Source organism: Edwardsiella ictaluri ATCC 33202 (assembly GCF_000264785.1).
Taxonomy (GTDB): domain Bacteria; phylum Pseudomonadota; class Gammaproteobacteria; order Enterobacterales; family Enterobacteriaceae; genus Edwardsiella; species Edwardsiella ictaluri.
Genome location: NZ_AFJI01000018.1, coordinates 43,510 through 66,504 on the forward strand (window position 1 = coordinate 43,510; position 22,995 = coordinate 66,504).

General features: G+C 60.0%; 19 protein-coding genes and 4 tRNA genes. 18 read left to right on the plus strand and 5 right to left on the minus strand.

Annotated elements, in window-relative coordinates; all coding sequences use genetic code 11:
- Positions 1-45: 45 nt before the first annotated feature.
- The 17 genes from rho to EIEH_RS01940 all read left to right on the plus strand — a co-directional run bounded on the left by rho (position 46) and on the right by EIEH_RS01940 (position 15,046).
- Positions 46-1,305 carry a transcription termination factor Rho gene (gene rho, locus EIEH_RS01860; RefSeq protein ID WP_005297111.1) on the plus strand — a complete coding sequence of 420 codons (1,260 nt, stop codon included), beginning with the start codon at positions 46-48 and terminating at the stop codon, positions 1,303-1,305.
- 278 nt (positions 1,306-1,583) lie between these two features.
- Positions 1,584-2,672, plus strand: a complete 1,089-nt coding sequence (gene wecA / locus EIEH_RS01865) for a UDP-N-acetylglucosamine--undecaprenyl-phosphate N-acetylglucosaminephosphotransferase (RefSeq protein WP_015869569.1) — start codon at positions 1,584-1,586, stop codon at positions 2,670-2,672.
- A gap of 30 nt (positions 2,673-2,702) precedes the next feature.
- Entirely contained in the window at positions 2,703-3,740 is a 1,038-nt protein-coding gene (gene wzzE, locus EIEH_RS01870) for an ECA polysaccharide chain length modulation protein (protein WP_015869570.1), read from the plus strand.
- Between the two features lie 83 nt (positions 3,741-3,823).
- Positions 3,824-4,954 (plus strand): non-hydrolyzing UDP-N-acetylglucosamine 2-epimerase, encoded by a 1,131-nt coding sequence (gene wecB / locus EIEH_RS01875; protein WP_015869571.1) that lies wholly within the window; start codon positions 3,824-3,826, stop codon positions 4,952-4,954.
- Positions 4,951-6,213 carry a UDP-N-acetyl-D-mannosamine dehydrogenase gene (wecC, locus tag EIEH_RS01880; RefSeq protein WP_015869572.1) on the plus strand — a complete coding sequence of 421 codons (1,263 nt, stop codon included), beginning with the start codon at positions 4,951-4,953 and terminating at the stop codon, positions 6,211-6,213. The genes wecB and wecC overlap by 4 nt, the downstream gene beginning before the upstream one ends.
- Positions 6,210-7,274 (plus strand): dTDP-glucose 4,6-dehydratase, encoded by a 1,065-nt coding sequence (gene rfbB / locus EIEH_RS01885; RefSeq protein WP_015869573.1) that lies wholly within the window; start codon positions 6,210-6,212, stop codon positions 7,272-7,274. The genes wecC and rfbB overlap by 4 nt, the downstream gene beginning before the upstream one ends.
- 32 nt (positions 7,275-7,306) lie before the next feature.
- On the plus strand, positions 7,307-8,188 hold the full coding sequence (gene rfbA, locus EIEH_RS01890; protein ID WP_015869574.1) for a glucose-1-phosphate thymidylyltransferase RfbA: 882 nt from the start codon (positions 7,307-7,309) through the stop codon (positions 8,186-8,188).
- Positions 8,166-8,861, plus strand: a complete 696-nt coding sequence (gene rffC, locus EIEH_RS01895) for a dTDP-4-amino-4,6-dideoxy-D-galactose acyltransferase (protein WP_015869575.1) — start codon at positions 8,166-8,168, stop codon at positions 8,859-8,861. Before rfbA ends, rffC begins: the two co-directional genes overlap by 23 nt.
- A gap of 25 nt (positions 8,862-8,886) precedes the next feature.
- The gene (gene rffA / locus EIEH_RS01900; protein ID WP_015869576.1) at positions 8,887-10,017 is read left to right on the plus strand and encodes a dTDP-4-amino-4,6-dideoxygalactose transaminase; all 1,131 of its coding nucleotides are present in this window, start codon (positions 8,887-8,889) and stop codon (positions 10,015-10,017) included.
- Positions 10,017-11,267: a lipid III flippase WzxE gene (wzxE, locus tag EIEH_RS01905; protein WP_015869577.1), complete on the plus strand. Its 1,251-nt coding sequence runs from the start codon at positions 10,017-10,019 to the stop codon at positions 11,265-11,267. The genes rffA and wzxE overlap by 1 nt, the downstream gene beginning before the upstream one ends.
- Positions 11,264-12,340, plus strand: a complete 1,077-nt coding sequence (locus EIEH_RS01910; protein ID WP_015869578.1) for a TDP-N-acetylfucosamine:lipid II N-acetylfucosaminyltransferase — start codon at positions 11,264-11,266, stop codon at positions 12,338-12,340. Before wzxE ends, EIEH_RS01910 begins: the two co-directional genes overlap by 4 nt.
- Entirely contained in the window at positions 12,337-13,725 is a 1,389-nt protein-coding gene (gene wzyE / locus EIEH_RS01915; protein WP_015869579.1) for an ECA oligosaccharide polymerase, read from the plus strand. Before EIEH_RS01910 ends, wzyE begins: the two co-directional genes overlap by 4 nt.
- The gene (gene wecG / locus EIEH_RS01920; RefSeq protein ID WP_015869580.1) at positions 13,715-14,455 is read left to right on the plus strand and encodes a lipopolysaccharide N-acetylmannosaminouronosyltransferase; all 741 of its coding nucleotides are present in this window, start codon (positions 13,715-13,717) and stop codon (positions 14,453-14,455) included. Before wzyE ends, wecG begins: the two co-directional genes overlap by 11 nt.
- A gap of 174 nt (positions 14,456-14,629) precedes the next feature.
- A tRNA-Arg gene (locus EIEH_RS01925) sits at positions 14,630-14,706 on the plus strand.
- A gap of 62 nt (positions 14,707-14,768) precedes the next feature.
- Positions 14,769-14,844: transfer RNA gene (locus EIEH_RS01930), tRNA-His, on the plus strand.
- A 14-nt stretch (positions 14,845-14,858) separates the two neighbouring features.
- Positions 14,859-14,945, plus strand: a tRNA-Leu gene (locus EIEH_RS01935).
- A 24-nt stretch (positions 14,946-14,969) separates the two neighbouring features.
- Positions 14,970-15,046: transfer RNA gene (locus EIEH_RS01940), tRNA-Pro, on the plus strand.
- Between the two features lie 608 nt (positions 15,047-15,654).
- Here EIEH_RS01940 and hemY read toward each other — a convergent pair.
- From hemY to hemC, 4 genes are read right to left on the minus strand one after another with little or no spacing between them, the layout of a single operon-like run.
- Positions 15,655-16,854, minus strand: a complete 1,200-nt coding sequence (hemY, locus tag EIEH_RS01945; RefSeq protein WP_015869581.1) for a protoheme IX biogenesis protein HemY — start codon at positions 16,852-16,854, stop codon at positions 15,655-15,657.
- Positions 16,855-16,856: 2 nt separating this feature from the next.
- Positions 16,857-18,005, minus strand: a complete 1,149-nt coding sequence (gene hemX, locus EIEH_RS01950; RefSeq protein ID WP_015869582.1) for a uroporphyrinogen-III C-methyltransferase — start codon at positions 18,003-18,005, stop codon at positions 16,857-16,859.
- A gap of 18 nt (positions 18,006-18,023) precedes the next feature.
- Positions 18,024-18,770 (minus strand): uroporphyrinogen-III synthase, encoded by a 747-nt coding sequence (hemD, locus tag EIEH_RS01955; protein ID WP_015869583.1) that lies wholly within the window; start codon positions 18,768-18,770, stop codon positions 18,024-18,026.
- A gap of 6 nt (positions 18,771-18,776) precedes the next feature.
- Positions 18,777-19,730 (minus strand): hydroxymethylbilane synthase, encoded by a 954-nt coding sequence (hemC, locus tag EIEH_RS01960; RefSeq protein WP_015869584.1) that lies wholly within the window; start codon positions 19,728-19,730, stop codon positions 18,777-18,779.
- 301 nt (positions 19,731-20,031) lie between these two features.
- On the opposite strand from hemC, the gene EIEH_RS01965 reads away from it, so the two are divergent.
- Positions 20,032-22,587 (plus strand): class I adenylate cyclase, encoded by a 2,556-nt coding sequence (locus EIEH_RS01965; protein WP_015869585.1) that lies wholly within the window; start codon positions 20,032-20,034, stop codon positions 22,585-22,587.
- 7 nt (positions 22,588-22,594) lie between these two features.
- Here the strand turns inward: EIEH_RS01965 and cyaY are convergent, their stop codons facing one another.
- Positions 22,595-22,918 carry an iron donor protein CyaY gene (gene cyaY, locus EIEH_RS01970; protein ID WP_015869586.1) on the minus strand — a complete coding sequence of 108 codons (324 nt, stop codon included), beginning with the start codon at positions 22,916-22,918 and terminating at the stop codon, positions 22,595-22,597.
- Positions 22,919-22,995 lie beyond the last annotated feature (77 nt).

The window sequence follows — 22,995 nt, forward strand, 5'->3', positions numbered from 1 at the left end:
ACTATACAGTTCGAGATATACCCCGAGTTTAAAGAACCCACCACTATGAATCTTACCGAATTAAAGAATACGCCGGTTTCTGAGTTGATTACGCTTGGCGAGAGCATGGGGCTGGAAAATCTGGCGCGCATGCGTAAGCAGGATATTATTTTTGCCATCCTCAAGCAGCATGCGAAAAGCGGCGAAGATATTTTTGGCGATGGCGTGCTGGAGATCCTGCAGGACGGTTTTGGATTCCTGCGCTCCGCAGACAGTTCCTACCTTGCCGGTCCCGATGATATCTACGTTTCCCCCAGCCAAATCCGCCGTTTTAACCTGCGTACCGGTGATACCATTTCCGGTAAAATTCGCCCGCCGAAAGAGGGTGAGCGCTACTTTGCCCTGCTGAAGGTTAACGAAGTTAACTATGATAAACCGGAAAATGCCCGCAGCAAGATCCTGTTTGAAAACCTGACGCCGCTGCACGCCAACTCGCGTCTGCGCATGGAGCGCGGCAACGGTTCTACGGAAGACTTGACCGCCCGCGTGCTGGATCTGGCCTCGCCGATTGGCCGCGGTCAGCGCGGTCTGATCGTCGCTCCGCCGAAGGCCGGTAAGACGATGCTGTTGCAGAATATTGCCCAGAGCATCGCCTATAACCATCCTGACTGCGTGCTGATGGTGCTGCTGATCGATGAGCGTCCGGAAGAGGTGACGGAGATGCAGCGTCTGGTGAAGGGTGAAGTGGTTGCCTCGACCTTTGATGAGCCGGCATCACGTCACGTTCAGGTTGCTGAAATGGTGATCGAAAAGGCCAAGCGTCTGGTCGAGCATAAGAAAGATGTGATCATCCTGCTGGACTCCATTACCCGCCTGGCCCGCGCCTATAACACCGTGGTGCCGGCCTCCGGTAAAGTGTTGACCGGTGGCGTGGACGCCAACGCCCTGCATCGTCCGAAGCGCTTCTTCGGCGCGGCGCGTAACGTGGAAGAGGGCGGCAGCCTGACCATCATCGCGACGGCGCTAATCGATACCGGCTCTAAGATGGATGAGGTTATTTACGAAGAGTTTAAGGGCACCGGTAACATGGAGCTGCATCTGTCGCGTAAGATTGCGGAGAAGCGTGTCTTCCCCGCCATCGATTACAACCGATCCGGTACCCGGAAAGAAGAGCTGCTCACCACGCCGGAGGAGCTGCAGAAGATGTGGATCCTGCGCAAGATTATTCACCCGATGGGTGAGATCGATGCGATGGAGTTCCTGATCAATAAGTTGGCAATGACCAAAACTAACGATGAGTTCTTTGACATGATGAAACGCTCTTAATCATCGTCTCTGCCAACTCGGGAAAAACGACGCCTCGTTAGCAATAACGTGGCGTTTTGTGCTTTTAGCGGATACGATTAGACAAACATATTTTTTGCAAAATATGTATAAAAGCGGCGAGTCGTCCAGATTATGCATATGCCGCTGACTGCGGAAGTCCAGGCGATGTCTTTCTATATGTCCTGGCTTGCCGGGTCTATTTCGCCGATGTGTTGGTATTGTTAAAGGGATATCGTCGCGTAATGTCATGGCGGCGATCAGATAGAGAGCAGTTAACCGTGAATTTACTCACACTGAGTAGCAAATTTTTCCTTATCTTCCTTTTCTCGATGGCTTTTTTACTGGTCGCCCGCCGGGTGGCCAAGAAGATAGGCCTGGTGGATAAGCCCAATTACCGTAAGCGGCATCAGGGGTTGATCCCGCTGGTCGGCGGTATCTCGGTGTACGCGGGGATCTGCTTTACTTTTCTGTTTTTTAAACCCTACATTCCTCATGCTACCCTGTATCTGATCTGTGCCGGGATCCTGGTGCTGGTCGGCGCGTTGGATGATCGTTTCGATATCAGCGTAAAGTTTCGCGCCACGGTGCAGGCACTGATCGCCATCGCCATGATGGTCGCCGGTGGCCTATACCTGCGCAGCCTGGGATTTGTCTTAGGGCCATGGGAGCTGATTTTAGGCCCCTTCGGCTATCTGGTGACGCTGTTTGCGGTATGGGCGGCGATCAACGCCTTTAATATGGTGGACGGTATCGACGGTCTGCTCGGCGGTCTCTCCTGCGTCACCTTTGCCGCCATGGGGATCCTGCTGCAGTGGGACGGCCAACCGGATTTGGCGCTGTGGTGCTTTGCGATTATCGCGGCAACGCTTCCCTATATTCTGTTGAACCTGGGCGTGGTTGGGCCGCGCTTCAAGGTCTTTATGGGTGATGCCGGCAGTACCCTGATCGGCTTTACCGTTATCTGGATTTTGCTGGAGAGCACCCAGGGGCGCGGGCATCCGATGAACCCGGTGACGGCGCTGTGGGTTATCGCGATACCGCTGATGGATATGATCGCCATTATGTATCGGCGCCTGCGCAAAGGGATGAGTCCCTTTTCTCCAGATCGCCAGCATATTCATCACCTGATTATGCGCGCTGGTTTTACCTCCCGCCAGGCGTTTGTCCTGATTACGCTGGCGGCGGTGTTGCTGGCGGCGATTGGGGTTCTGGGTGAGATCTGGCTGCCTGAATATGCCATGATGGCACTGTTCTTGCTTGCTTTTGCCCTCTATGGTTACTGTATCAAGCGCGCGTGGCGCGTGGCGCGTATGGTGAAGCGCTTTAAGCGCCGCCTGCGTCGTAAATCGACAGGCATACATGTCTAACGGCCCTAGTCGGCCATAAAGGGAAAACCGATGGTGAGTCAAAATCCGATGCCCGTGGAGAATGAGCTGGATGTCCGGGGGCTGTGTCGTGCGCTGTGGCACGGTAAGCCCTGGGTCGTTGGCACGGCAGCGCTGTTTGCGGCGCTGGCGCTGGGCGTCTCTCTGCTGATGCCGCAGAAATGGAGCGCGGCGGCGATCACTGCGAGCCCGGGCGTTAACCGTCTGGGTAGCTACTACTCCCAGCAGCAGTTTTTACGCAATCTTGCGCAGCTGAGTGCGCCCAGCGGCGCGGCGGCGCAGGGCAGCATCGCTGATGAGGCGTATGCCGAGTTCACGACACAGCTGGCCTCCTATGACACGCGGCGCGAGTTTTGGCTGCGTAGCCCCTATTATCAGCGTCATAAAGAGGGGAGTGCACAGGCGGATGCGGCGCTGCTGGATGAGCTGATTAATCAGATCGTCTTTACGCCGGGGGAGGCGACGAAGCACAGCGATGACAGCATTCGCCTTACCGCCGACGGCGCCGCGCAGGCTAACCAGCTGCTGCGCCAGTACGTTGCCTTTGCCGCCCATCGTGCCAGCGCCAATCTGAATGCGTCTCTGCAGGGGGCCTGGGCGGCCCGCAGCACCTTTCTGAAGGCGCAGGTAAAACGTCAGGAGGCGGTGGCACAGGCGATCTATCAGCGTGAGTTAAACGGCCTGGAGCAGGGGCTGAAGATTGCCGCGCAGCAGGGGATTACCCGCAGCATGGCAACGACGGCGCAGGCCGACTTGCCCTATGCCGAGCTGTTTATGCTGGGACAGCCGATGCTGCGCGCGCGTCTGGAGGCACTGCGCGCCGTTGGGCCATCCTATGACATTGACTATGACCGGAATCGGGCGATGCTCACGACCCTGAGCGTCGGGCCGGTTTTGGACGCGGCGTTTCAGCCCTATCGCTATCTGCGTACGCCGGAGGAGCCGGTGAAGCGCGATAGTCCGCGCCGACTCTTTATGATGGTAATGTGGGGCGCCATTGGTGCGCTGCTTGGCGCCGGTATTGCACTTTCCCGTCGTGCACGGATCTGAGCGCCAGCGTTAACGCTTAACAGGGAATTGGCCGATCCGTGCCAGCGGGCGGGGATCGGCGGTAACAAAAGAAGAATGATACAGTGAAAGTGTTAACCGTCTTTGGCACGCGTCCTGAAGCGATCAAAATGGCCCCCTTGGTGCATGCGCTGGCCGCCGACGCCGCGTTTGATGCCCGCGTCTGCGTCACCGCCCAGCACCGGGAGATGTTGGATCAGGTGCTGGGGCTGTTTCAAATCGAGCCCGATTACGATCTGAACATTATGCGTCCGGGACAGGATCTGAGCGATATTACCTGCCGGATTCTGGAGGGGCTCAAGCCCATCCTGGCCGAGTTCCGACCCGACGTAGTGCTGGTTCACGGCGATACCACCACCACGCTGGCGGCCAGCCTGGCGGCATTTTACCAGCGAATTCCGGTCGGGCACGTGGAGGCGGGGCTGCGTACCGGCGATCTCTATTCGCCTTGGCCCGAGGAGGCCAACCGGACACTGACCGGACACCTGGCCAGCCTCCATTTTGCGCCGACCCTTACGGCGCGCGCCAATCTTCTACGTGAAGGCATTGGTGAACAGACGATCCACCTGACCGGTAATAGCGTGGTTGATGCCCTGCTGTGGGTGCGCGACAGGATCTGCGCCGATACGGCACTGCAGGCCCATCTGGCCGCAGCCTACCCGTTTTTGGACGCAGATAAGCCGCTGCTGCTGGTGACCGGTCATCGACGAGAGAGCTTTGGCGGTGGCTTTGAGCGCATCTGCGGCGCGCTGGCGCAGATTGCGCGCAGCCATCCGCAGGTACAGGTCGTTTATCCGGTACACTTGAACCCTAACGTCAGCGAGCCGGTTAACCGCATCCTGCGCGACATCGAGAATGTCTTTTTGATCCCGCCGCAGGACTATCTGCCGTTTGTCTATTTGATGGGGCGCGCCCAGCTGATTTTGACCGACTCAGGAGGGATCCAGGAGGAGGCTCCCTCGCTGGGTAAACCGGTGCTGGTGATGCGGGAGACCACTGAGCGGCCGGAGGCGGTACAGGCTGGGACCGTGCGTCTGGTGGGGACGGATACAGCGACGATTGTCGCGCAGGTGAGCCTGCTGTTGGAGAATGAGCAGCAATACCGGGCGATGAGCCATGCTACTAACCCCTATGGTGACGGGTATGCCTGTCAGCGTATTTTGAGCGCATTAAAAAATTATCGGGCAACACTATGAGCTTTGACACTATTTCCGTTATTGGACTGGGTTATATCGGTTTGCCGACGGCTGTGGCATTTGCCGGGTGCCGTAAGCAGGTGATCGGGGTCGACGTCAGTCAACATGCGGTCGAGACCATCAACCGCGGTGAAATTCATATCGTTGAGCCGGATCTGGATCGGGCGGTGAAGCGCGCTGTTGAGGGGGGCTTTCTGCGAGCGGTGATGCGACCCGAGCCAGCCGACGCCTTTTTGATCGCGGTTCCCACGCCCTTCAAGGGCGAGCACGAGCCCGATTTAACCTATGTCGAAGCGGCGGCGCGCTCCATTGCACCGGTGCTGAAGAAAGGGGATCTGGTGATCCTGGAGTCGACCTCTCCGGTGGGTGCCACGGAGCAGATGTGCGCCTGGCTGGCCGAGTGCCGGGCGGATCTGCGTTTCCCCCATCAGGACGGCGAGCAGGCGGATATCCGCGTCGCCTATTGCCCAGAGCGGGTACTGCCGGGGAAAATCATGGTGGAGCTGTTGCGCAACGATCGGGTGATCGGCGGCATGACGCCAACCTGTTCGGCTCAGGCCAGCGCGCTGTACCGGCTGTTTCTGGAGGGGGAGTGCGTGGAGACCAACGCCCGCACCGCCGAAATGTGTAAATTGACCGAAAACAGCTTCCGCGACGTGAATATTGCCTTTGCCAATGAGCTGTCCCTGATTTGCGATGCTCAGGGTATCGATGTCTGGCAGCTGATTGCGCTGGCTAACCGTCATCCGCGCGTGAATATTCTGCAGCCGGGGCCGGGCGTCGGCGGGCACTGTATCGCGGTAGACCCTTGGTTTATCGTGGCGCAGAATCCGCAGCTGGCGCGTTTGATCCATACGGCGCGCCTGGTGAATGACGGCAAGCCGCTGTGGGTCGTCGATCGGGTGAAAGCGGCGCTGGCCGACTGCTTGGCCGCGGAGGATAAACGGGCCTCCGAAGCGACCATTGCCTGCTTCGGCCTGGCGTTTAAGCCGGATATCGACGATCTGCGCGAGAGTCCGGCGATGGAGATCACCGAGATGGTCGCGCAGTGGCACAGCGGCACCACGCTGGTGGTTGAGCCCAACATTCACCAGCTGCCCGTCCGCCTGGCCGGTATGGCGCAGCTGACGGACTGCACGACGGCGCTGGCGCAGGCCGATGTCGTGGTGCTGCTGGTCGATCATCAGCCGTTCCGGGCGCTGGCGCCGCAGGCGGTGACCCAGCGCTTTGTGGTGGATACCAAGGGGGTATGGCGGTGAGACGCATTCTGGTCACCGGCGGCGCCGGCTTTATCGGCTCGGCCGTTGTGCGGCATATCATCATGGATACGACCGACAGCGTGGTGGTGGTCGACAAGCTGACCTACGCCGGTAATCTGGCCTCGTTGGCGCCGGTGGCGGACAGCGATCGCTATGCGTTTGAGCGGGCGGATATCGGCGACCGCGCGGCGATGGATCGGATCCTTGCCCAGTACCGGCCTGATGCCATTATGCATCTGGCGGCCGAGAGCCACGTCGATCGCTCTATCGACGGCCCGGCGGATTTTATTCAGACCAACATCGTGGGCACCTATACCCTGCTGGAGGCGACGCGTGGATACTGGAGCGCGCTGCCGGTGGCGCTGCGGGCAGCATTCCGTTTCCATCATATCTCTACCGACGAGGTGTATGGGGATCTGCACGATCCGCAGGCGCTGTTCCGCGAAGATACGCCCTATGCGCCGAGTAGCCCCTACTCTACCTCCAAGGCCGCCAGCGATCATCTGGTGCGCGCCTGGCTGCGTACCTACGGGCTGCCGACGCTGATCACCAACTGCTCGAATAACTACGGTCCCTACCACTTTCCGGAAAAACTGATCCCGCTGACCATCATCAATGCGCTGGCCGCTAAGCCGCTGCCGGTTTATGGCAACGGCCTGCAGGTGCGTGACTGGCTGTACGTTGAGGATCATGCCTGCGCGCTGTATCGGGTGCTGACGACCGGGCAGGTCGGGGAGACCTATAACATCGGCGGTCACAACGAACGGCGCAACATTGATGTGGTGACGACGCTGTGCGCATTGCTGCAGGAGATGGTGCCGGAAAAACCCGTCGGCGTGCGCCATTTTGCCGATCTGATCACCTATGTGGCGGATCGCCCAGGTCATGATGTGCGCTATGCGATCGACGCCGCCAAGATCGAGCGAGAGCTGGGCTGGCGGCCACAGGAGACCTTTGAGAGCGGTATCCGTAAGACGGTCGCCTGGTACCTGGCCAATGAGCGCTGGTGGCGCGCCGTGATGGATGGCTCCTATGCCGGTGAACGGTTGGGGCTGGCCTGACGCGTTCACGTACGCGAAGATAAGGATGACCGATGAAAGGCATTATTTTGGCGGGGGGATCGGGCACCCGCCTGTATCCCATCACCCGCGGCGTCTCCAAACAGCTGCTGCCGATCTACGACAAGCCGATGATCTATTATCCGCTGTCGGTATTGATGCTGGCCGGGATCCGCGACATTCTGCTGATCAGTACCCCGCAGGATCTACCGGCGTTTCAGCGGCTGTTGGGTGACGGCGGCGATATCGGCGTCCGGTTGCAGTACGCCGAGCAGCCGCGTCCAGAGGGACTGGCCCAGGCGTTTTTAATCGGAGAGTCGTTCCTTGACGGCGATAGCTGTTGCCTGGTCCTTGGGGACAATATCTTTTTTGGCCAAGGGTTTAGCCCAAAGCTGCGTCAGGTGGCACAGCGCGGGGGCGGTGCAACGGTATTCGGCTATCAGGTGATGGATCCCGAGCGTTTTGGGGTGGTTGAGTTCGATGACGACTTCCGTGCCCTCTCTATCGAGGAGAAGCCCCAGCGGCCGCGCTCGAACTGGGCGGTGACCGGGCTCTATTTCTATGATGCCCAGGTGGTGGACTTTGCCCGTAGGGTTACTCCCTCCGTTCGTGGCGAGCTGGAGATCACCAGTATTAACCAGATGTATCTGCAGCGTGGTGAGCTCAACGTAGAGCTGCTGGGGCGGGGGTTCGCCTGGCTCGATACCGGGACTCATGACAGCCTGCTGGAGGCCAGCGCCTTTGTGCAGACGGTGGAGAAGCGGCAGGGCTTTAAGATTGCCTGCCTGGAGGAGATTGCCTGGCGCAACGGTTGGCTGGATGACCACGGCGTAGCGCGCGCCGCGGCATCGCTGGACAAGACCGCCTATGGCGCCTATCTGCGGGAGCTACTGCATGTCCGTCCACGCCAGTATTGAGCCGCTGGCGTGGGAGAGCGCCTTTTTTGCCCTGCGCAGCGGGCGGCTGATGTTTGACGATCGGGCTCCGCCATTGCTGGCGTCGGCGTGCGATGCCTATCAGCTGCTGCAGGCGAAGGTGGACGCCCGCGATCTGGCGCGCTGCGATGCCCTGCAGGCGCTGGGGTTCCGTCTTGCTGAGGGGGAGGCCGACTTTATCCTGCCCATATCGTCCGCGTCGGCATCCGGTGGCCAACGTCAGGCGCAGGCGCAGGATTGCCTGTGGCTACGCGCCCTGGCGCGCGATGCCTTTGCGCTGAGCCGTTTTCGGGCCCCTTGGTATCGCGACGGGGAGAGCGCGCGCTTCTATGCCGAATGGGTCGAGAAGGCCGTCTATGGCACGTTCGATCACGCTTGCCTGCTGGCGTTGGATAATGAGGGCAATCCTCAGGGATTTGTCACACTGCGGCGACAGGTGGACGGCAGCGCCCGGATTGGGCTGCTGGCGGTGGACGGCGCATCGTTCCGCGGCGGCGTGGGGCGGCGCCTGGTCACGCAGGCGCAGGCGTGGTGTCACGCACAGCGCCTGTCCCGGCTGCACGTGGCAACCCAGATAGGCAATCTGGCGGCGCAGCGTTTGTATCTTGGTTGCGGTGCGCAGCTGACTGCCACCGCTTATTGGCTATACCGATAACGTTATCCCGATCGAGGTGAACACAATGATCCCATTTAATGCGCCCCCGGTCACCGGCAGCGAGTCCGACTATATGCAGGCAGCGATGGCCAGTGGCAAGCTGTGCGGCGACGGCGGCTTCACCCGCCGCTGCCAGCAGTGGATGGAGCAGCGCTTCGGCAGCGCCAAAGTCCTGTTGACCCCCTCCTGTACGGCGTCGCTGGAGATGGCGGCCCTGCTGCTGGATATCCAGCCCGGCGACGAAGTGATCATGCCGAGCTTTACCTTTGTCTCGACGGCTAACGCCTTTGTGCTGCGTGGCGCCCGGATTGTCTTTGTCGATGTACGTCCCGATACGATGAATATTGATGAGACGCTGATCGAGGCGGCGATCACGGAGAAAACCCGCGCCATCGTACCGGTGCACTATGCCGGCGTCGCCTGTGAGATGGATACCATCATGGCGCTGGCGCAGCAGTACGGCCTCTATGTGGTCGAAGATGCCGCGCAGGGGGTGATGGCGACCTACAAGGGGCGGGCGCTGGGCACCATCGGCCACATCGGCTGCTACAGCTTTCACGAAACCAAGAATTACACCGCTGGCGGCGAGGGCGGCGCGACGCTGATAAACGATGCGGCGCTGATCGAACGGGCGGAGATCATCCGCGAAAAGGGCACCAACCGCAGCCAGTTTTTCCGCGGGCAGGTGGATAAATATACCTGGCGTGATATCGGCTCCAGCTACCTGATGTCCGATCTGCAGGCCGCCTATCTGTGGGCGCAGCTGGAGGTGGCCGATCGCATCAATCAGCGGCGCCTGCAGCTGTGGCGGCAGTACCACGAGGCGTTGGCGCCGCTGGCCGGGGCTGGGCGCCTCGCGCTGCCGACTATGCCGACGCACTGCGGGCACAACGCGCATATGTTTTATCTCAAGCTACGCGATATGCGCGAACGCAGCGCCTTTATCGACTTTCTCAAAGAGGCGGAGATTATGGCGGTATTCCACTATATCCCGCTGCACTGCAGCCCGGCAGGGGCGCGCTTTGGCCGCTTCGTCGGTGAGGATCGCTACACCACGCGTGAGAGCGAGCGTCTGGTACGCCTTCCGCTGTTTTATAATTTGCCGGACGTAAACCAACGGACGGTGATTAACAGCATTCAGAGCTTCTTCCGCTGATGTCCCTGGCACGCGCATCGCTGTGGACCGCCGGTTCGACCTTGATCAAGATCGGCGCCGGGCTGGTGGTGGTCAAGCTGCTGGCCGTGGCGTTCGGCCCCGTCGGCGTGGGGCAGGCGGCCAACTTTCGTCAGGTGATCACCGTTCTGGGGGTGCTGTCGGGCGCCGGGATTTTCAACGGTATCACCAAGTATGTCGCAGAGTATCGCCAGCAGCCGCTGCGGCTACGGGCGCTGCTGGGCACCGCATCGACGATGATCCTGGGGTTCTCCCTGCTGCTGGCGCTGATCTTTACCCTGGGGGCTGCGCCGATCAGCGTGGCGCTGTTTGGCCACGATGACTATCAGGCGGTGATCCGCCTGGTGGCGTTGCTGCAAATGGGCATTGCCTGCGCTAACTACTGCCTGGCGGTGATCAAGGGGTATCGCGACGCTCGCGGCAATGCGCTGGCGGTTGCGCTCGGCAGCCTGCTGGGCGTGGCGGCCTATACCCTGAGCTATTTTTGGGGTGGCTACCGCGGTGCGCTGGCCGGGCTGGCGCTGGTACCGGCGGTCGCCACGCTGCCGGCCCTATGGGTGCTGTGGCGCCAGCGTCATATCCCGTGGCGCTATTTTCGTCCGTCCTGGGATCGGCCGCTGGCCGCTGGCCTGGGGAAGTTTACCCTGATGGCGGTGATGACCGCGGTGACGATGCCGGTTGCCTATGTCATGATGCGCAATCAGCTGGCGGCGCTGGATGGCTGGGAGGCCGTCGGGATCTGGCAAGGGGTGAGCGGCATATCCGACGCCTACCTGCAGTTTATTACCGCCTCGTTCAGCGTTTACCTGCTGCCGACCCTGGCCGGGCTGCGCAGCCGTCAGGCGGTTGGGCAGGAGATCCTGCGCGCGCTGCGCTTTGTTCTGCCCGCGGTGGCGGCCGTCAGCTTTATGGTCTGGCTGCTGCGCGATCTGGTGATTTGGCTGCTGCTGTCGGGGAAGTTCAGCGCCATGCGTGACCTGTTTGCCTGGCAGCTGACGGGGGATGTGTTTAAGGTGGGCGCCTATGTCTTCGGCTATCTGGTGATCGCCAAAGCCTCGCTGCGCTTTTACCTGCTGTGCGAAATAAGCCAGTTTATCCTGTTGACCCTGCTGTCGCGCTTTCTGATCCCGCAGCATGGCGCCTTGGGTGCCGCTCAGGCCTATATGGCAACCTATATTATTTATTTCCTGCTGTGTGGCAGCGTATTTTGGATTTATCGTAACCGCGCATGACAACACTGATTCACGTACTGGGAGCGGATATTCCGCACCATAATCTGACGCTGCTGCGTTTCTTTGACGGCGTGCTGTCGCAGCGCGCCGCGACTGCGCCGCGCCGGCGTTTTATGGTGGTGGCGCGTGACGCCGCCCCGTTCGCTGCCCTGACCACGCTGGATATCGAGGTTTGGCCAGACAAGCGCGCGCTGGCGCGTGCGCTGCTCGCCCGCGCCCGCGCGGATCGCACCCTGCGCTTCTTCCTGCACGGTCAGTTTAATCCCTGGCTATGGCTGGCGCTGCTGTGCGGACGTCTGCGGCCGCAGCAGGTGCTGTGGCACGTGTGGGGGGCCGATCTGTATGAGGAGGCCCGTGGCTGGAAATACCGGTTGTACTACGGCCTGCGCCGCCTGGCTCAGGGGCGGGTGGGACATGTCTTCGCCACGCAGGGCGATCTGGACTATTATCGGCAGCGCCATCCCCGGGTGGCGACGTCGACGCTCTATTTTCCGACCCGGATGGATCCGGCGCTGACGTGCAATCAGCGGGTTAGGGAGACGTCGGGCGCGCTGACGGTGCTGGTGGGGAACTCCGGCGATCGCAGCAATCGCCATCTGGTAGCGCTGCAGCGGCTGCACGATACTTTCGGTCCGCAGACGCGGGTCATCGTACCGCTGGGCTATCCGGCCAACAACCAGGCCTATATCGCGCAGGTACGCGAGCGAGCCGAGAGCCTGTTTGGCCATAACGCGACGCTGCTGACGCAGCAGGTTGCCTTTACCGACTATCTGGCGCTTCTGGCCCGCTGCGATCTGGGCTACTTTATCTTTGAGCGTCAGCAGGGGATCGGCACGTTGTGTCTGCTGCTACAGCAGGGGATCCCCCCGGTATTGAGTCGGCAGAACCCCTTTTGGCGCGATATGGCCGCTCAACAGCTGCCGGTGCTGTTTGACGATGACGCGCCGGATGACGTCGCGGTGCGGGCAGCGCAGCGTCAGCTGGCGCTGCGCGATCTGAGCCAGATCGCCTTTTTCGATCCCAACTATATTGATGGCTGGCTGCAGGCGCTGGCGCTGGGAGAACGGCCATGACCCTGATGCAGTTTGCCGGTTTGACGCTGGTGTACTTTTTCTCGCTGCTGTTTGTGGCGTTTCTGACCTACAAAGAGTTTCGCCGGGTTCGCTTTAATTTTAATGTGTTCTTTTCACTGTTATTTCTGCTGACATTCTATTTTGGCTTTCCGCTGACCTGTACGCTGGTGTTCCGCTTTGACGTGGCGACGGTGCCGGCGGAGGAGATGCTGTACGCCCTGCTGTCGGCCACGGCGTTTTACGCTCTCTATTACGTCACCTACAAGACGCGGCTGCGTTCAGCGACGTCGGCGCCGGGCAGCGGCTCCGCCTGGCTACAGCTCAACCGGGTGGAGGCGCAGCTGACCTGGATATTGCTGGCGCTGGTGGCGCTGGTGACCGTCACCATTTTCTTCCTCAACAACGGTTTTTTGCTGTTCAAGCTGCACTCCTATAGCCAGATCTTCTCCAGTGGCGTCTCCGGCGTGGCGCTAAAGCGCTTCTTTTACTTTTTTATTCCGGCGATGCTGGTGGTGTACTTTCTCCGTCAGACGCAGGCCGCCTGGCTGTTTTTCCTGGTCAGTACCGTGATTTTTGGCCTGTTGACCTACGTCATCGTCGGCGGAACGCGCGCCAACATCATCATCGCCTTCGCCCTGTTCCTGTTTATCGGTATCCAGCGCGGCTGGATAACCCTGTGGATGCTGGCGCTGGCCGGCGTTGTCGGGGTCGTGGGCATGTTCTGGCTGGCCCTCAAGCGCTACGGTCTGGCGGTAAGCGGCGATGAGGCCTTCTACACCTTTCTTTATCTGACGCGTGACACTTTCTCGCCCTGGGAGAATCTGGCGCTGCTGCTGCAGCACTATACCCAGATAGATTTTCAGGGACTGGCGCCGATTGCCCGCGATTTCTATGTCTTTATCCCCGGTTGGATGTGGCCGGATCGGCCGCATCTGGTGCTGAACAGCGCCAACTATTTTACCTGGCAGGTGCTCGACAACCATTCGGGGCTGGCCATCTCCCCCACCCTGATCGGTTCGCTGGTGGTGATGGGCGGCGCGGCGTTTATTCCGCTGGGGGCGATCGCCGTGGGGCTGATTATCAAGTGGTTCGACTGGCTGTATACCCGGGGGTGTACGGCGTCAAACCGCTACCGGGGCGCGGTGATCCAGGCGTTTTGCTTCGGGGCAGTGTTTAATATGATCGTACTGGCGCGCGAGGGACTTGATGCCTTTGTTTCGCGCGTGGTGTTTTTCTGTATTATTTTCGGCTGCTGTCTGCTGCTGGCAAAGCTGCTGTACTGGCTGTTTGATGCGGCGGGGCTGATCCGCGCACGCACGGCTATCGCGGCGCCTTCTGTCGGGGAGGGATCGCCGACCCACAAGGATAGGAACGATGGAGAGTAACGGGTCAATTCCACATTACGCGATTCGTGGTATCGATATCTGGGGCTTTCGCGACAGCGAGCAGTTTCTGCGCCATCTGCTGATGGAGAGCGCGGTACGTCCGGGCACGCTGGTGGCGATGAACGCTGAAAAGGTGATGACGGCGGAGGATGACGCCGCGTTGCGGACGCTGATCGCGGCGGCAGAGTATAAATATGCCGATGGCATCAGTATTGTGCGTGCCATTCGGCGTAAATACCCGGGGGCACAGGTCAGCCGTATCGCCGGTGCCGATCTGTGGGAGGCGCTGATGCAGCGCGCCGGTGAACTGGGCATTCCGGTGTTTTTGGTCGGAGGCCAGTCCGACGTGCTGGCGCAGACCGAGGCGGTGCTGCGCTGCCGGTGGGGGGTCAATGTCGTCGGTGCCCAGGATGGCTATTTCCCTTCAGATCAACGCGATGCGCTGTTTGAACGGATTCGCGCCAGCGGGGCGCAGATCGTGACGGTCGCGATGGGCTCGCCGCGCCAGGAGATCCTGATGCGCGACTGTCAGGCTTACTATCCCCAGGCGCTGTATATGGGGGTTGGCGGAACCTATGACGTATTCACCGGGCGGGTTCGTCGCGCGCCACTTTTGTGGCGCCGCTTTGGTCTGGAGTGGCTGTATCGCCTGCTGTCCCAGCCGACGCGCTGGCGCCGCCAGGTTAAGCTGCTGCGTTTCGTGGCCTACTACTACGCGGGAAAGTTATAGCGCGCTGTCGCCCCGCACAGGCCGATCCGCCGGGAGCGCACGGTGGGTTAGCACACGGAGGCGTGTGCTTTTACAGCATGGTGAGCAAAGTGTAGCCAAACGCGATGCTTTTATAAAAAAGCACTGGACAGCATGGCCTTAAGCCCGTAGTATCCACCCCCGCAACGGCGCTGAGCGCCCGTAGCTCAGCTGGATAGAGCGCTGCCCTCCGGAGGCAGAGGTCTCAGGTTCGAATCCTGTCGGGCGCGCCATATTGCTTAAGGCGCAAGAGCTGCGGTGGTATCATTACCGCGTTAAGTTAAGAAGTACATTGGTGGCTATAGCTCAGTTGGTAGAGCCCTGGATTGTGATTCCAGTTGTCGTGGGTTCGAGTCCCATTAGCCACCCCAGATTCAAGTGGCATGCGAAGGTGGCGGAATTGGTAGACGCGCTAGCTTCAGGTGTTAGTGTCTTAACGGACGTGAGGGTTCAAGTCCCTCTCTTCGCACCACACCCATATTGGGACTAAATGAATCGGCGAGTAGCGCAGCTTGGTAGCGCAACTGGTTTGGGACCAGTGGGTCGGAGGTTCGAATCCTCTCTCGCCGACCATCCCCCATCTCCTCGCATCGCGGGGTTTTTTTGTATCTGCGTTTCCGTTAACCCTACCTACTTCCTCCTTTTCTCTCGTTTATGTTTCTCTTATCCCCTTAATTTATTGTGGCGGACTTTTAATCGTATCTCTTTTCTGTCTCTTTTTTACGACGGTGTGCGATCGGTATGTCGCCATAAAGAAACATTTATCTTTATGTTTTAAAACAATAAAAAACAAATCACTGTATCGGTGTCGCCGAAAGACGACATGCCGGTGACGCATGCACGCAGCATCGGCGGTAGGCATCGGGTTTTAATATTGGCATGATTTATGCAATACTTGTCCCGTAGATGCTCATTCGCCCCCTTATGTTTGCGCAAGCTTCATAAATCTGAGAATGATGCAGAGCCGACTTGTGGTGCCTATCGTCCGAATCGTGCTGTCCCTAACGTCAGTATGCCACGGACACGTCGTTGAGTGAGGCACCGATCAGTTGTCTTAAGATCTGATTGTCCTTTTTCAACACTTGCCTGCCGGCAGGTGTTTTTTTTGCCAAAAAAAGGCCCGCAGTGAGCGGGCCGGATGATAATGCTGGCGCTATTCTGAGCGCGGACGTGCGGGGGACTCAGGCGGTCGGCTGATCCTGGTGCAGGGTTAGCAGCAGGCCGTCGCGCCGCATCTGTGCGGCCTCCTCCGGGCGGTGTAGCTTGTCCAGCGTATCGGCGAGCCAGGCGTAGTCATAGGGATCCGGGCGTTGCTTGAGCGCGGCGCGCAGCACCTCTGCCGCTTGCTGCCACTCGCCGTGGCGCATTAGCAGCTGCCCCAGGGTGCTGTTGAGCAGCGCACTGGCGCCATGCTGACGGATCTGTTGTTGTAGCAGCTTCTCCAGCTGTTCGGGATTACCGGACTTCAGTTGCGGCATCAGCTGCACCAGGCGCTCATCAAAGCGGCGCTTCAGTCCGTCGACGACGATTTGCTGCGCGGCGCCGTGATCGTCACACTCTATCAAGTGTTCGGCCAGGGCGACCTGCAGCACGGTTTCATGACGCGTTGTACGCCTCTGCGCTTTCCACCACTGTTTCAGCTCTTCGCTGCCGCCGTTGGCCATCGCCTGATCCATCAGGCCGATATAGGCCCGGATCTGCAGCTTCTCGATATCATCATCGCTGTGCAGCCCCTGCTTGGCCAACGCGGGCAGGATTTCCAACAGTGGGCCGAAGGCATCGGTACGCAGATAGGCCTGCTCTGCCAGACGCAGGACTTCGGGATGACGCGGCGCATAGTTGAGCAGGGCATCCACCCCGTGGCGGGCAGCGTGGTTCTCCCCACGCGCCAGCTGCAGGCGTACACGGGTGATATCGACCGGCAGCGGATCGCTTCCGGCGACCTCGGCAGCGCGCTCCAGATACTGGTTGGCGCGCAGCTCATCGCCGCGCTGTTGTGCAGCTTCGGCCGCCAGCAGGTAGTTTACCAGTGGCTGATCGGCGTGATCGGCATTGCGCGCGAGCAGTTTTTCAACCTGGCCGTAGTCGCCCTCCGTCAGCTTGAGCAATCCTGCACAGGTCTGGCGGCGCGCGCGGGTGCGCTTACGTCCGATAAACCAGCCGCGGGTACGGGCGCCGGTGCGCAGCAACCGCCGCAGTAGCCATTCCAGGGCAAACAGCGCGAGCATCAACAGGATCAACATGATCACCAGCGAGGTTACGCTGGTCTCGATATTGTAGCTGTCGGTCTGGATCAGCACATACCCCTGATGGCCAGCCAGCATCGGACCGAGCACGATGCCGGCGATTAGAATGATAAACAGCAGCAGAACCTTGAGCATGGTCATTCCCCCTGCGTCGCGGGCGCGGTCGGCGCGGCGGTCAGCGCGTGGCTCCGGGCGTGCAGCAGTTTATCCAGCAGCGGCTGACTTTTCAGGGCATCGGGCAATATCATGCTGACGGACTGCTGGCTAAGGGCGTCAATCTGGTTTAAAAACGCCTTGGTGCTCGGATCGTTGACGTCAAAATAGGCGCGAACCCAGGCTGAGACGCTTTCCAACGACTGCTGGTAGATTTGATTCTGGTGGCGCGGTATTGCCTGAGCGGCGATCAGCAGGCGAGAGCGGATATTCTCACGCAGATATACGTCCTGGCTGGGTGCCAACAGGGGCTCGGCGCTGCTATCGCGACGGCGGATGGTAATAAATTCGGAGATGAAACTGTGCCAGCTTTTGGCCAGATTTTGTCGCCACTGGCTCAGAGAGGCGCTCAGCTCACCGTCATCCTGATCCATCGGCGCTTCGTCGCTGTCATTATCCGCCAGCCGCAGATCGTCAACCTGATTGGCCAACTGATTCAGCTGGAGGATAATACCGTCAAAGTCGATCTGGTTGAGCGCGGAGAGGGTGGCAATGTCCTCCGTCAGCGCGCGGCGTACGCCCAGCAGGCTGGGGTCACCCAGTCCTGCCAGGGTGGCGTCGGCGCTCTTCAGCAGGGCGATGGCGGTGGTGACGTCCTGATCGCTCCACAGCTTGCGTTCGGCCAGCTTCACCATAAAATCGGCCTGCGCCAGCTTCCAGGTGTTGGCGTCATTGCCGGAGATCGCGGCGACCTTTTGCTCCAGCTCCTTGAGTTGCTGTGACTGGCTGGCCTGCAGTTGCGTGGCGACATCCAGCGCCTTCGCCTGTTTATTCAGCAGCGCCTCCATCCGTAGCTTTTCCTGCGCCTGCGCGGTATGCAGCGCGCTGAGCTGCTCCTGCAGACTTTGTTCGGTGGCCTGCTGCATTTGTGCCTGTTGGTGCCCGTGGTAATAAAGACCGGCACCGAGGGCGATAACCAGTACGATGGCAATGGCGCCCAGCGCCGGGCCACTGGCGGCGGATTTTTTCACGAGCTGCTTATCCTGTTTGTGAGCGCGCTCCAGCGGCTGCGCCTGCTTGGTAGCTGTTTCAGCGGCGGCCGCCTTGTCTGGCGGGGTAGTGGGTTCCGTCATCGTGGCATTATCCCATGGTCAGTTGATCTGTAGCGTACGCAATAGCGCATCATTGTTGGCGCTTTCCGCCACCCGGATCTCCTGCCATCCCAGATCCCGGGCGCGCTGTGCCAGACGTTCGCTGACGACGATCAGCCGACAGCCGAGGAGCCAACGTCGCCGATCGTATTCAGGAACTAAATCATAGAGCTGTTGCAGCATTTCACCACTGGTCACTACCAGTGTCGAGACTTTCTGTTGCCGCCAGCGTGCGTAGAGCTCGTCACCGGGGTGGGCGATGGCGACCCGGCGATAGCATTCGCATAGGGTGACCGATACGCCGCGCGCGTGCAGGGCATTGGCGATCAGCTCGCGCCCGCCGTTGCCGCACAGGAGCAGCGCCCGCCGGGACTGCAGCTGTTGTATGGCAGGGAGCGCCAGAAGCGCCTCCGAGGTTTCCGGCGCCGATGGAAAGATCACCGGTTGGCGACAGGCGGCCCGTAGCGACTGTGCGGTGCTGTGGCCAATAGCGGCGTAGCGCGGAGCGGTGGGCCACTCCCGACCGGCCTGCCGCAGCGATTCTGCGGCGTGGAGAACGGCGTGGCGGGAAACGGCCAGCAGCAGATCGCCCCGCTGCAGCGCAGCCGCGGCCTCCGGCAGTTGCGCCAGCTGCCGGCCGGGGGCAAAGTTGATCAGCGGCGTATGCCATGCCTCCATCCCCAGCGCCTGCAGGCGGTCGACCAACTGCTCACCGTCGGGAGAGGGGCGAGTGACCAGAATACTCATGGTCGCTTACGCTTTCTGGCAGTAGACGGCGTCGAGGATAGCGCGCGCGCCGCGCGCCAGCAGCTCATCGGCCAGCGCGGTTCCCATCGCTTCCGCCTGCGCCAATGGGCCGCGCCGTTCGCCGCAAATCATCAGCGAGCCGTCCGGCGCACCGACCAGCGCGCGTAGCCACAGCCGGTCTCCGTCGATTTCGGCATAGCTGCCGATGGGAACCTGGCAGCCGCCCTCCAGACGGGTGTTCATCGCCCGCTCGGCGCAGACGCGCAGCGCCGTCTCGGCATGGTTGAGTGGAGCCAGCAGGCGGCGGGTGGCGTCGTCCGCCAACCGGCACTCGATACCGACCGCGCCCTGGCCGACGGCGGGCAGCGATTGCTCCGGCGTCAGCGGCGTACGGATGCGATCTTCCAGCTGCAGGCGCTTCAGACCGGCGGCGGCCAGAATAATGGCGTCATAGTCACCGGCATCCAGTTTAGCCAGGCGGGTACCGACGTTGCCGCGCAGATCGCGGATCTGCAAATCCGGACGCGCTGCGCGCAGCTGACACTGGCGGCGCAGGCTGGAGGTGCCGACGACGCTGCCGGGCGGCAGCTGCTCTAGTGAGGCAAAGCGTGGTGAGACAAAGGCATCGCGCGGATCTTCGCGCTGGCAGATGGTCACCAGCCCCAGGCCGTCGGGGAAGGCGACCGGTACATCTTTCATGGAGTGCACGGCGATATCGGCCCGTCCCTCCAGCAGCGCCAGCTCCAGCTCTTTCACGAACAGCCCCTTGCCGCCGACTTTGGCCAGCGGGGTATCCAGTAGAACGTCGCCACGGGTGACCATAGGCACCAGCTCTATCGTCAGCTGCGGCCACTGGGCCAGCAGTTGATCCCGGACATAGTGCGCCTGCCACAGCGCCAGCGGGCTTTGGCGTGTTGCGATACGCAGCGTGGGCTGCGTTGCCGTTGTCATTGATTGCATGTGAATATCCCTTATTTGCCTAAGCGCCATCCTACCATGTTGTCGTATTGGCATGCAGCGTGCGTGCGCGGAAGGAGAATATGGGAAGGTGTGGGGAAATGCGTTGGAAAAGCCGGAAAGATCAATGATAAGAGGAGCGCAATATTAATTGTGTGGTTTTGTATCTTTACGGTCAATCGGCAAGGTGTTAGATTGATCACGTTTCCAGCAATTTCCTATCTATAATTACCATTAATAAAACCATCGTGGGGACGTGGAAACAAGTCTCCCTTCGTATACCGGAAAAATCAGGCGAAACGTCTTGTACCTCTATATCGAGACACTGAAGCAACGACTGGACGCGATTAACCAACTGCGGGTTGAGCGGGCGCTGTCGGCGATGGGCCCCGCTTTTCAGCAGGTATATACGCTGCTGCCTACCTTATTGCATTTTCACCATCCGCTGATGCCGGGTTACCTGGAGGGTAACGTTCCTCACGGGATCTGTTTCTTTACGCCGGATGAGCCGCAGCAGAACTACTTGCTGCATCTGGAGCAGCGTGCGCCGGGCAGTCTTCCCCCGGTGACGGGGTCGGATCAGATGCCGATTACCGGACTGTATACCATGGGCAGCACCTCCTCCATCGGCCAGAGCTGTAGCTCTGACCTGGATATCTGGGTCTGTCACCACTCTTGGCTCGATGCCAGCGAGCGTAGTCAGCTGCAGCAAAAGTGCACGCTGCTGGAGGAGTGGGCGGCGTCGCTGGGGGTTGAGGTCAGCTTTTTCCTGATTGACGAGAATCGGTTTCGTCACAACGAAAGCGGTAGCTTGGGGGGAGAGGACTGCGGCTCAACCCAGCATATTTTGCTGCTGGATGAGTTTTACCGCACCGCCGTTCGCCTGGCGGGCAAGCGCATTCTGTGGAGTATGGTGCCCTGTGAGGAAGAAGAGCACTACGATGAGTATGTGCTGTCACTCTACGCACAGGGGGCGTTGACGCCCAACGAGTGGCTCGATCTTGGCGGACTGAGCTCGCTGTCGGCGGAGGAGTACTTTGGCGCCAGTCTGTGGCAGTTGTATAAAAGTATCGACTCCCCCTATAAGGCGGTACTGAAAACCCTGCTGCTGGAGGCCTACTCCTGGGAGTATCCCAATACCGAGCTGCTGGCGATGGACATTAAACAGCGCCTGCATAAAGGGGAGATCGTCTCTTTCGGCCTCGATCCCTACTGCATGATGCTGGATCGGGTTACCCATTATCTGGAGCAGATCGGCGATCACGCCCGCCTCGACCTGGCGCGCCGTTGCTTTTATCTCAAGGTGTGCGAAAAGATGTCGCGCGCCCGCGCCTGCGTTGGCTGGCGCCGGGAAATCCTCAGTCAGCTGGTGGCTCACTGGGGCTGGGATGAGGCGCTGATCCGTTCGCTCGACAACCGTGCCAACTGGAAGATTGGCCAGGTGCGCGAGGCGCATAATGAGCTGCTGGATGCGATGATGCAAAGCTATCGTAACCTGATCCGCTTCGCGCGCCGCAATAACCTGAGCGTCAGCGCCAGCCCGCAGGATATAGGAGTACTGACCCGTAAGCTGTACGCCGCCTTTGAGGCGCTGCCGGGCAAGGTGACGCTGGTGAATCCGCAGATCTCGCCGGATCTGTCCGAGCGCGATCTGACCTTTATCTATGTGCCGGTTGGCCGCGCCAATCGCAGCGGCTGGTACCTGTACAACCAGGCGCCGACCATTGACAGCATCGTCAGCCATCAGCCGCTGGAGTATAACCGCTACCTGAATAAGCTGGTGGCCTGGGCCTATTTTAACGGTTTGCTGACGGAAGAGACCCGTCTGCATATTAAGGCGAACAGCAGTCAGTGCGATCTGAACAAGCTGCGGGAGCTGGTACGCGATGTCTCCAGCCACTTCCCGCTGCGTCTCTCTGCGCCGACGCCCAAGGCGCTGTATAGCCCGTGCGAGATCCGCCATTTGGCGATCATTGTCAATCTGGAGCACGATCCTACTGCCACCTTCAATAATCAGGTGGTGCACTTTGATTTCCGTCAGCTGGATGTCTTTAGCTTTGGCGAGCAGCAGCAGTGCCTGGTTGGCAGCGTTGATCTGCTGTACCGCAACTCGTGGAATGAGGTGCGAACCCTGCACTTTAGCGGTGAGCAGGCGGTGTTGGAGGCCTTGAAGACCATCCTGGGTAAGATGCACCAGGACGCCGCGCCGCCGGAGGCCGTAGAGGTATTCTGCTATAGCCGCCACCTGCGCGGGCTGATCCGCACCCGGCTACAGCAGCTGGTTTCGGAGTGTATCGATCTGCGCCTTTCCAGCAGCCGTCAGGAGGCGGGGCGCTTCAAGGCGGTGCGGGTGGCCGGCCAGACCTGGGGGCTCTTCTTCGAACGGTTGAGTGTGTCGGTGCAAAAGCTGGAAAATGCGGTCGAATTTTATGGCGCTATCTCCAACAATAAACTGCACGGCCTGTCGATGCAGGTGGAGACCGATCAGGCGCATCTGCCAGCGGTGGTCGATGGTTATGCCAGCGAGGGGATCATTCAGTTCTTTTTTGAGGACGGCGAGTGCGACGGCTTTAATATCTATATTCTGGATGAGTCCAACCGCGTCGAGGTGTACCACCACTGCGAAGGCAGTAAAGAGGAGCTGGTGCGCGATGTCAGCCGCTTCTATTCGTCGTCACACGATCGCTTTACCTATGGCTCCAGCTTTATCAACTTCAACCTGCCGCAGTTTTATCAGATCGTCACGGTAGAGGGGCGGGCGCAGGTGATCCCATTCCGCAGCAAGGCGGTGGCGTCGCCCGGCGCAGAGACGGAAGGCGACGGCGATGCCGCGCCGCGCCAGCAGTTCAAGGTATATTGAACCCCGTCTAGAGATCCAGCGTTACCGGGATACCGGCCTGTGCGCTGCATGCCTCATTCAGCACCTGAGGAAGGGGCACGCCGCTGCGCGAGCAGCGCCATTGTCCGTTACGGTAATCAAAGTGATAGCCCCCGGCGCGTGTCGCCAGCCAGATCTGGTGCAGGGGTTCTTGTCGATTAATCACGATTTTACTGCCGTTCTCAAAGCTCAGCGTCATGACGCCGCCGTTGGTCTCACAGTCAATATCCGCATCGCTCTGGCAGGCGTCCAGCGCCTCTTCCAGCGCCTGCATCAGCCCGTCGGCCAACAGATGAAACTCGCTGTCATTCATAATCATTTCCTATTGCTTTTCAGTATCCAACTGCGATTATAGAAAGCTTGAACCGAGGAATCACAGGCATTAATACA

Coding starts and splice junctions, on each gene's coding strand:
- rho (WP_005297111.1), top strand. CDS start 46: ATGAATCTTACCGAATTAAAGAATACGCCGGTTTCTGAGTTGATTACG.
- wzzE (WP_015869570.1), top strand. CDS start 2,703: ATGGTGAGTCAAAATCCGATGCCCGTGGAGAATGAGCTGGATGTCCGG.
- wecC (WP_015869572.1), top strand. CDS start 4,951: ATGAGCTTTGACACTATTTCCGTTATTGGACTGGGTTATATCGGTTTG.
- rfbA (WP_015869574.1), top strand. CDS start 7,307: ATGAAAGGCATTATTTTGGCGGGGGGATCGGGCACCCGCCTGTATCCC.
- rffC (WP_015869575.1), top strand. CDS start 8,166: ATGTCCGTCCACGCCAGTATTGAGCCGCTGGCGTGGGAGAGCGCCTTT.
- rffA (WP_015869576.1), top strand. CDS start 8,887: ATGATCCCATTTAATGCGCCCCCGGTCACCGGCAGCGAGTCCGACTAT.
- wzxE (WP_015869577.1), top strand. CDS start 10,017: ATGTCCCTGGCACGCGCATCGCTGTGGACCGCCGGTTCGACCTTGATC.
- EIEH_RS01910 (WP_015869578.1), top strand. CDS start 11,264: ATGACAACACTGATTCACGTACTGGGAGCGGATATTCCGCACCATAAT.
- wzyE (WP_015869579.1), top strand. CDS start 12,337: ATGACCCTGATGCAGTTTGCCGGTTTGACGCTGGTGTACTTTTTCTCG.
- wecG (WP_015869580.1), top strand. CDS start 13,715: ATGGAGAGTAACGGGTCAATTCCACATTACGCGATTCGTGGTATCGAT.
- hemY (WP_015869581.1), bottom strand. CDS start 16,854: ATGCTCAAGGTTCTGCTGCTGTTTATCATTCTAATCGCCGGCATCGTG.
- hemX (WP_015869582.1), bottom strand. CDS start 18,005: ATGACGGAACCCACTACCCCGCCAGACAAGGCGGCCGCCGCTGAAACA.
- hemD (WP_015869583.1), bottom strand. CDS start 18,770: ATGAGTATTCTGGTCACTCGCCCCTCTCCCGACGGTGAGCAGTTGGTC.
- hemC (WP_015869584.1), bottom strand. CDS start 19,730: ATGCAATCAATGACAACGGCAACGCAGCCCACGCTGCGTATCGCAACA.
- cyaY (WP_015869586.1), bottom strand. CDS start 22,918: ATGAATGACAGCGAGTTTCATCTGTTGGCCGACGGGCTGATGCAGGCG.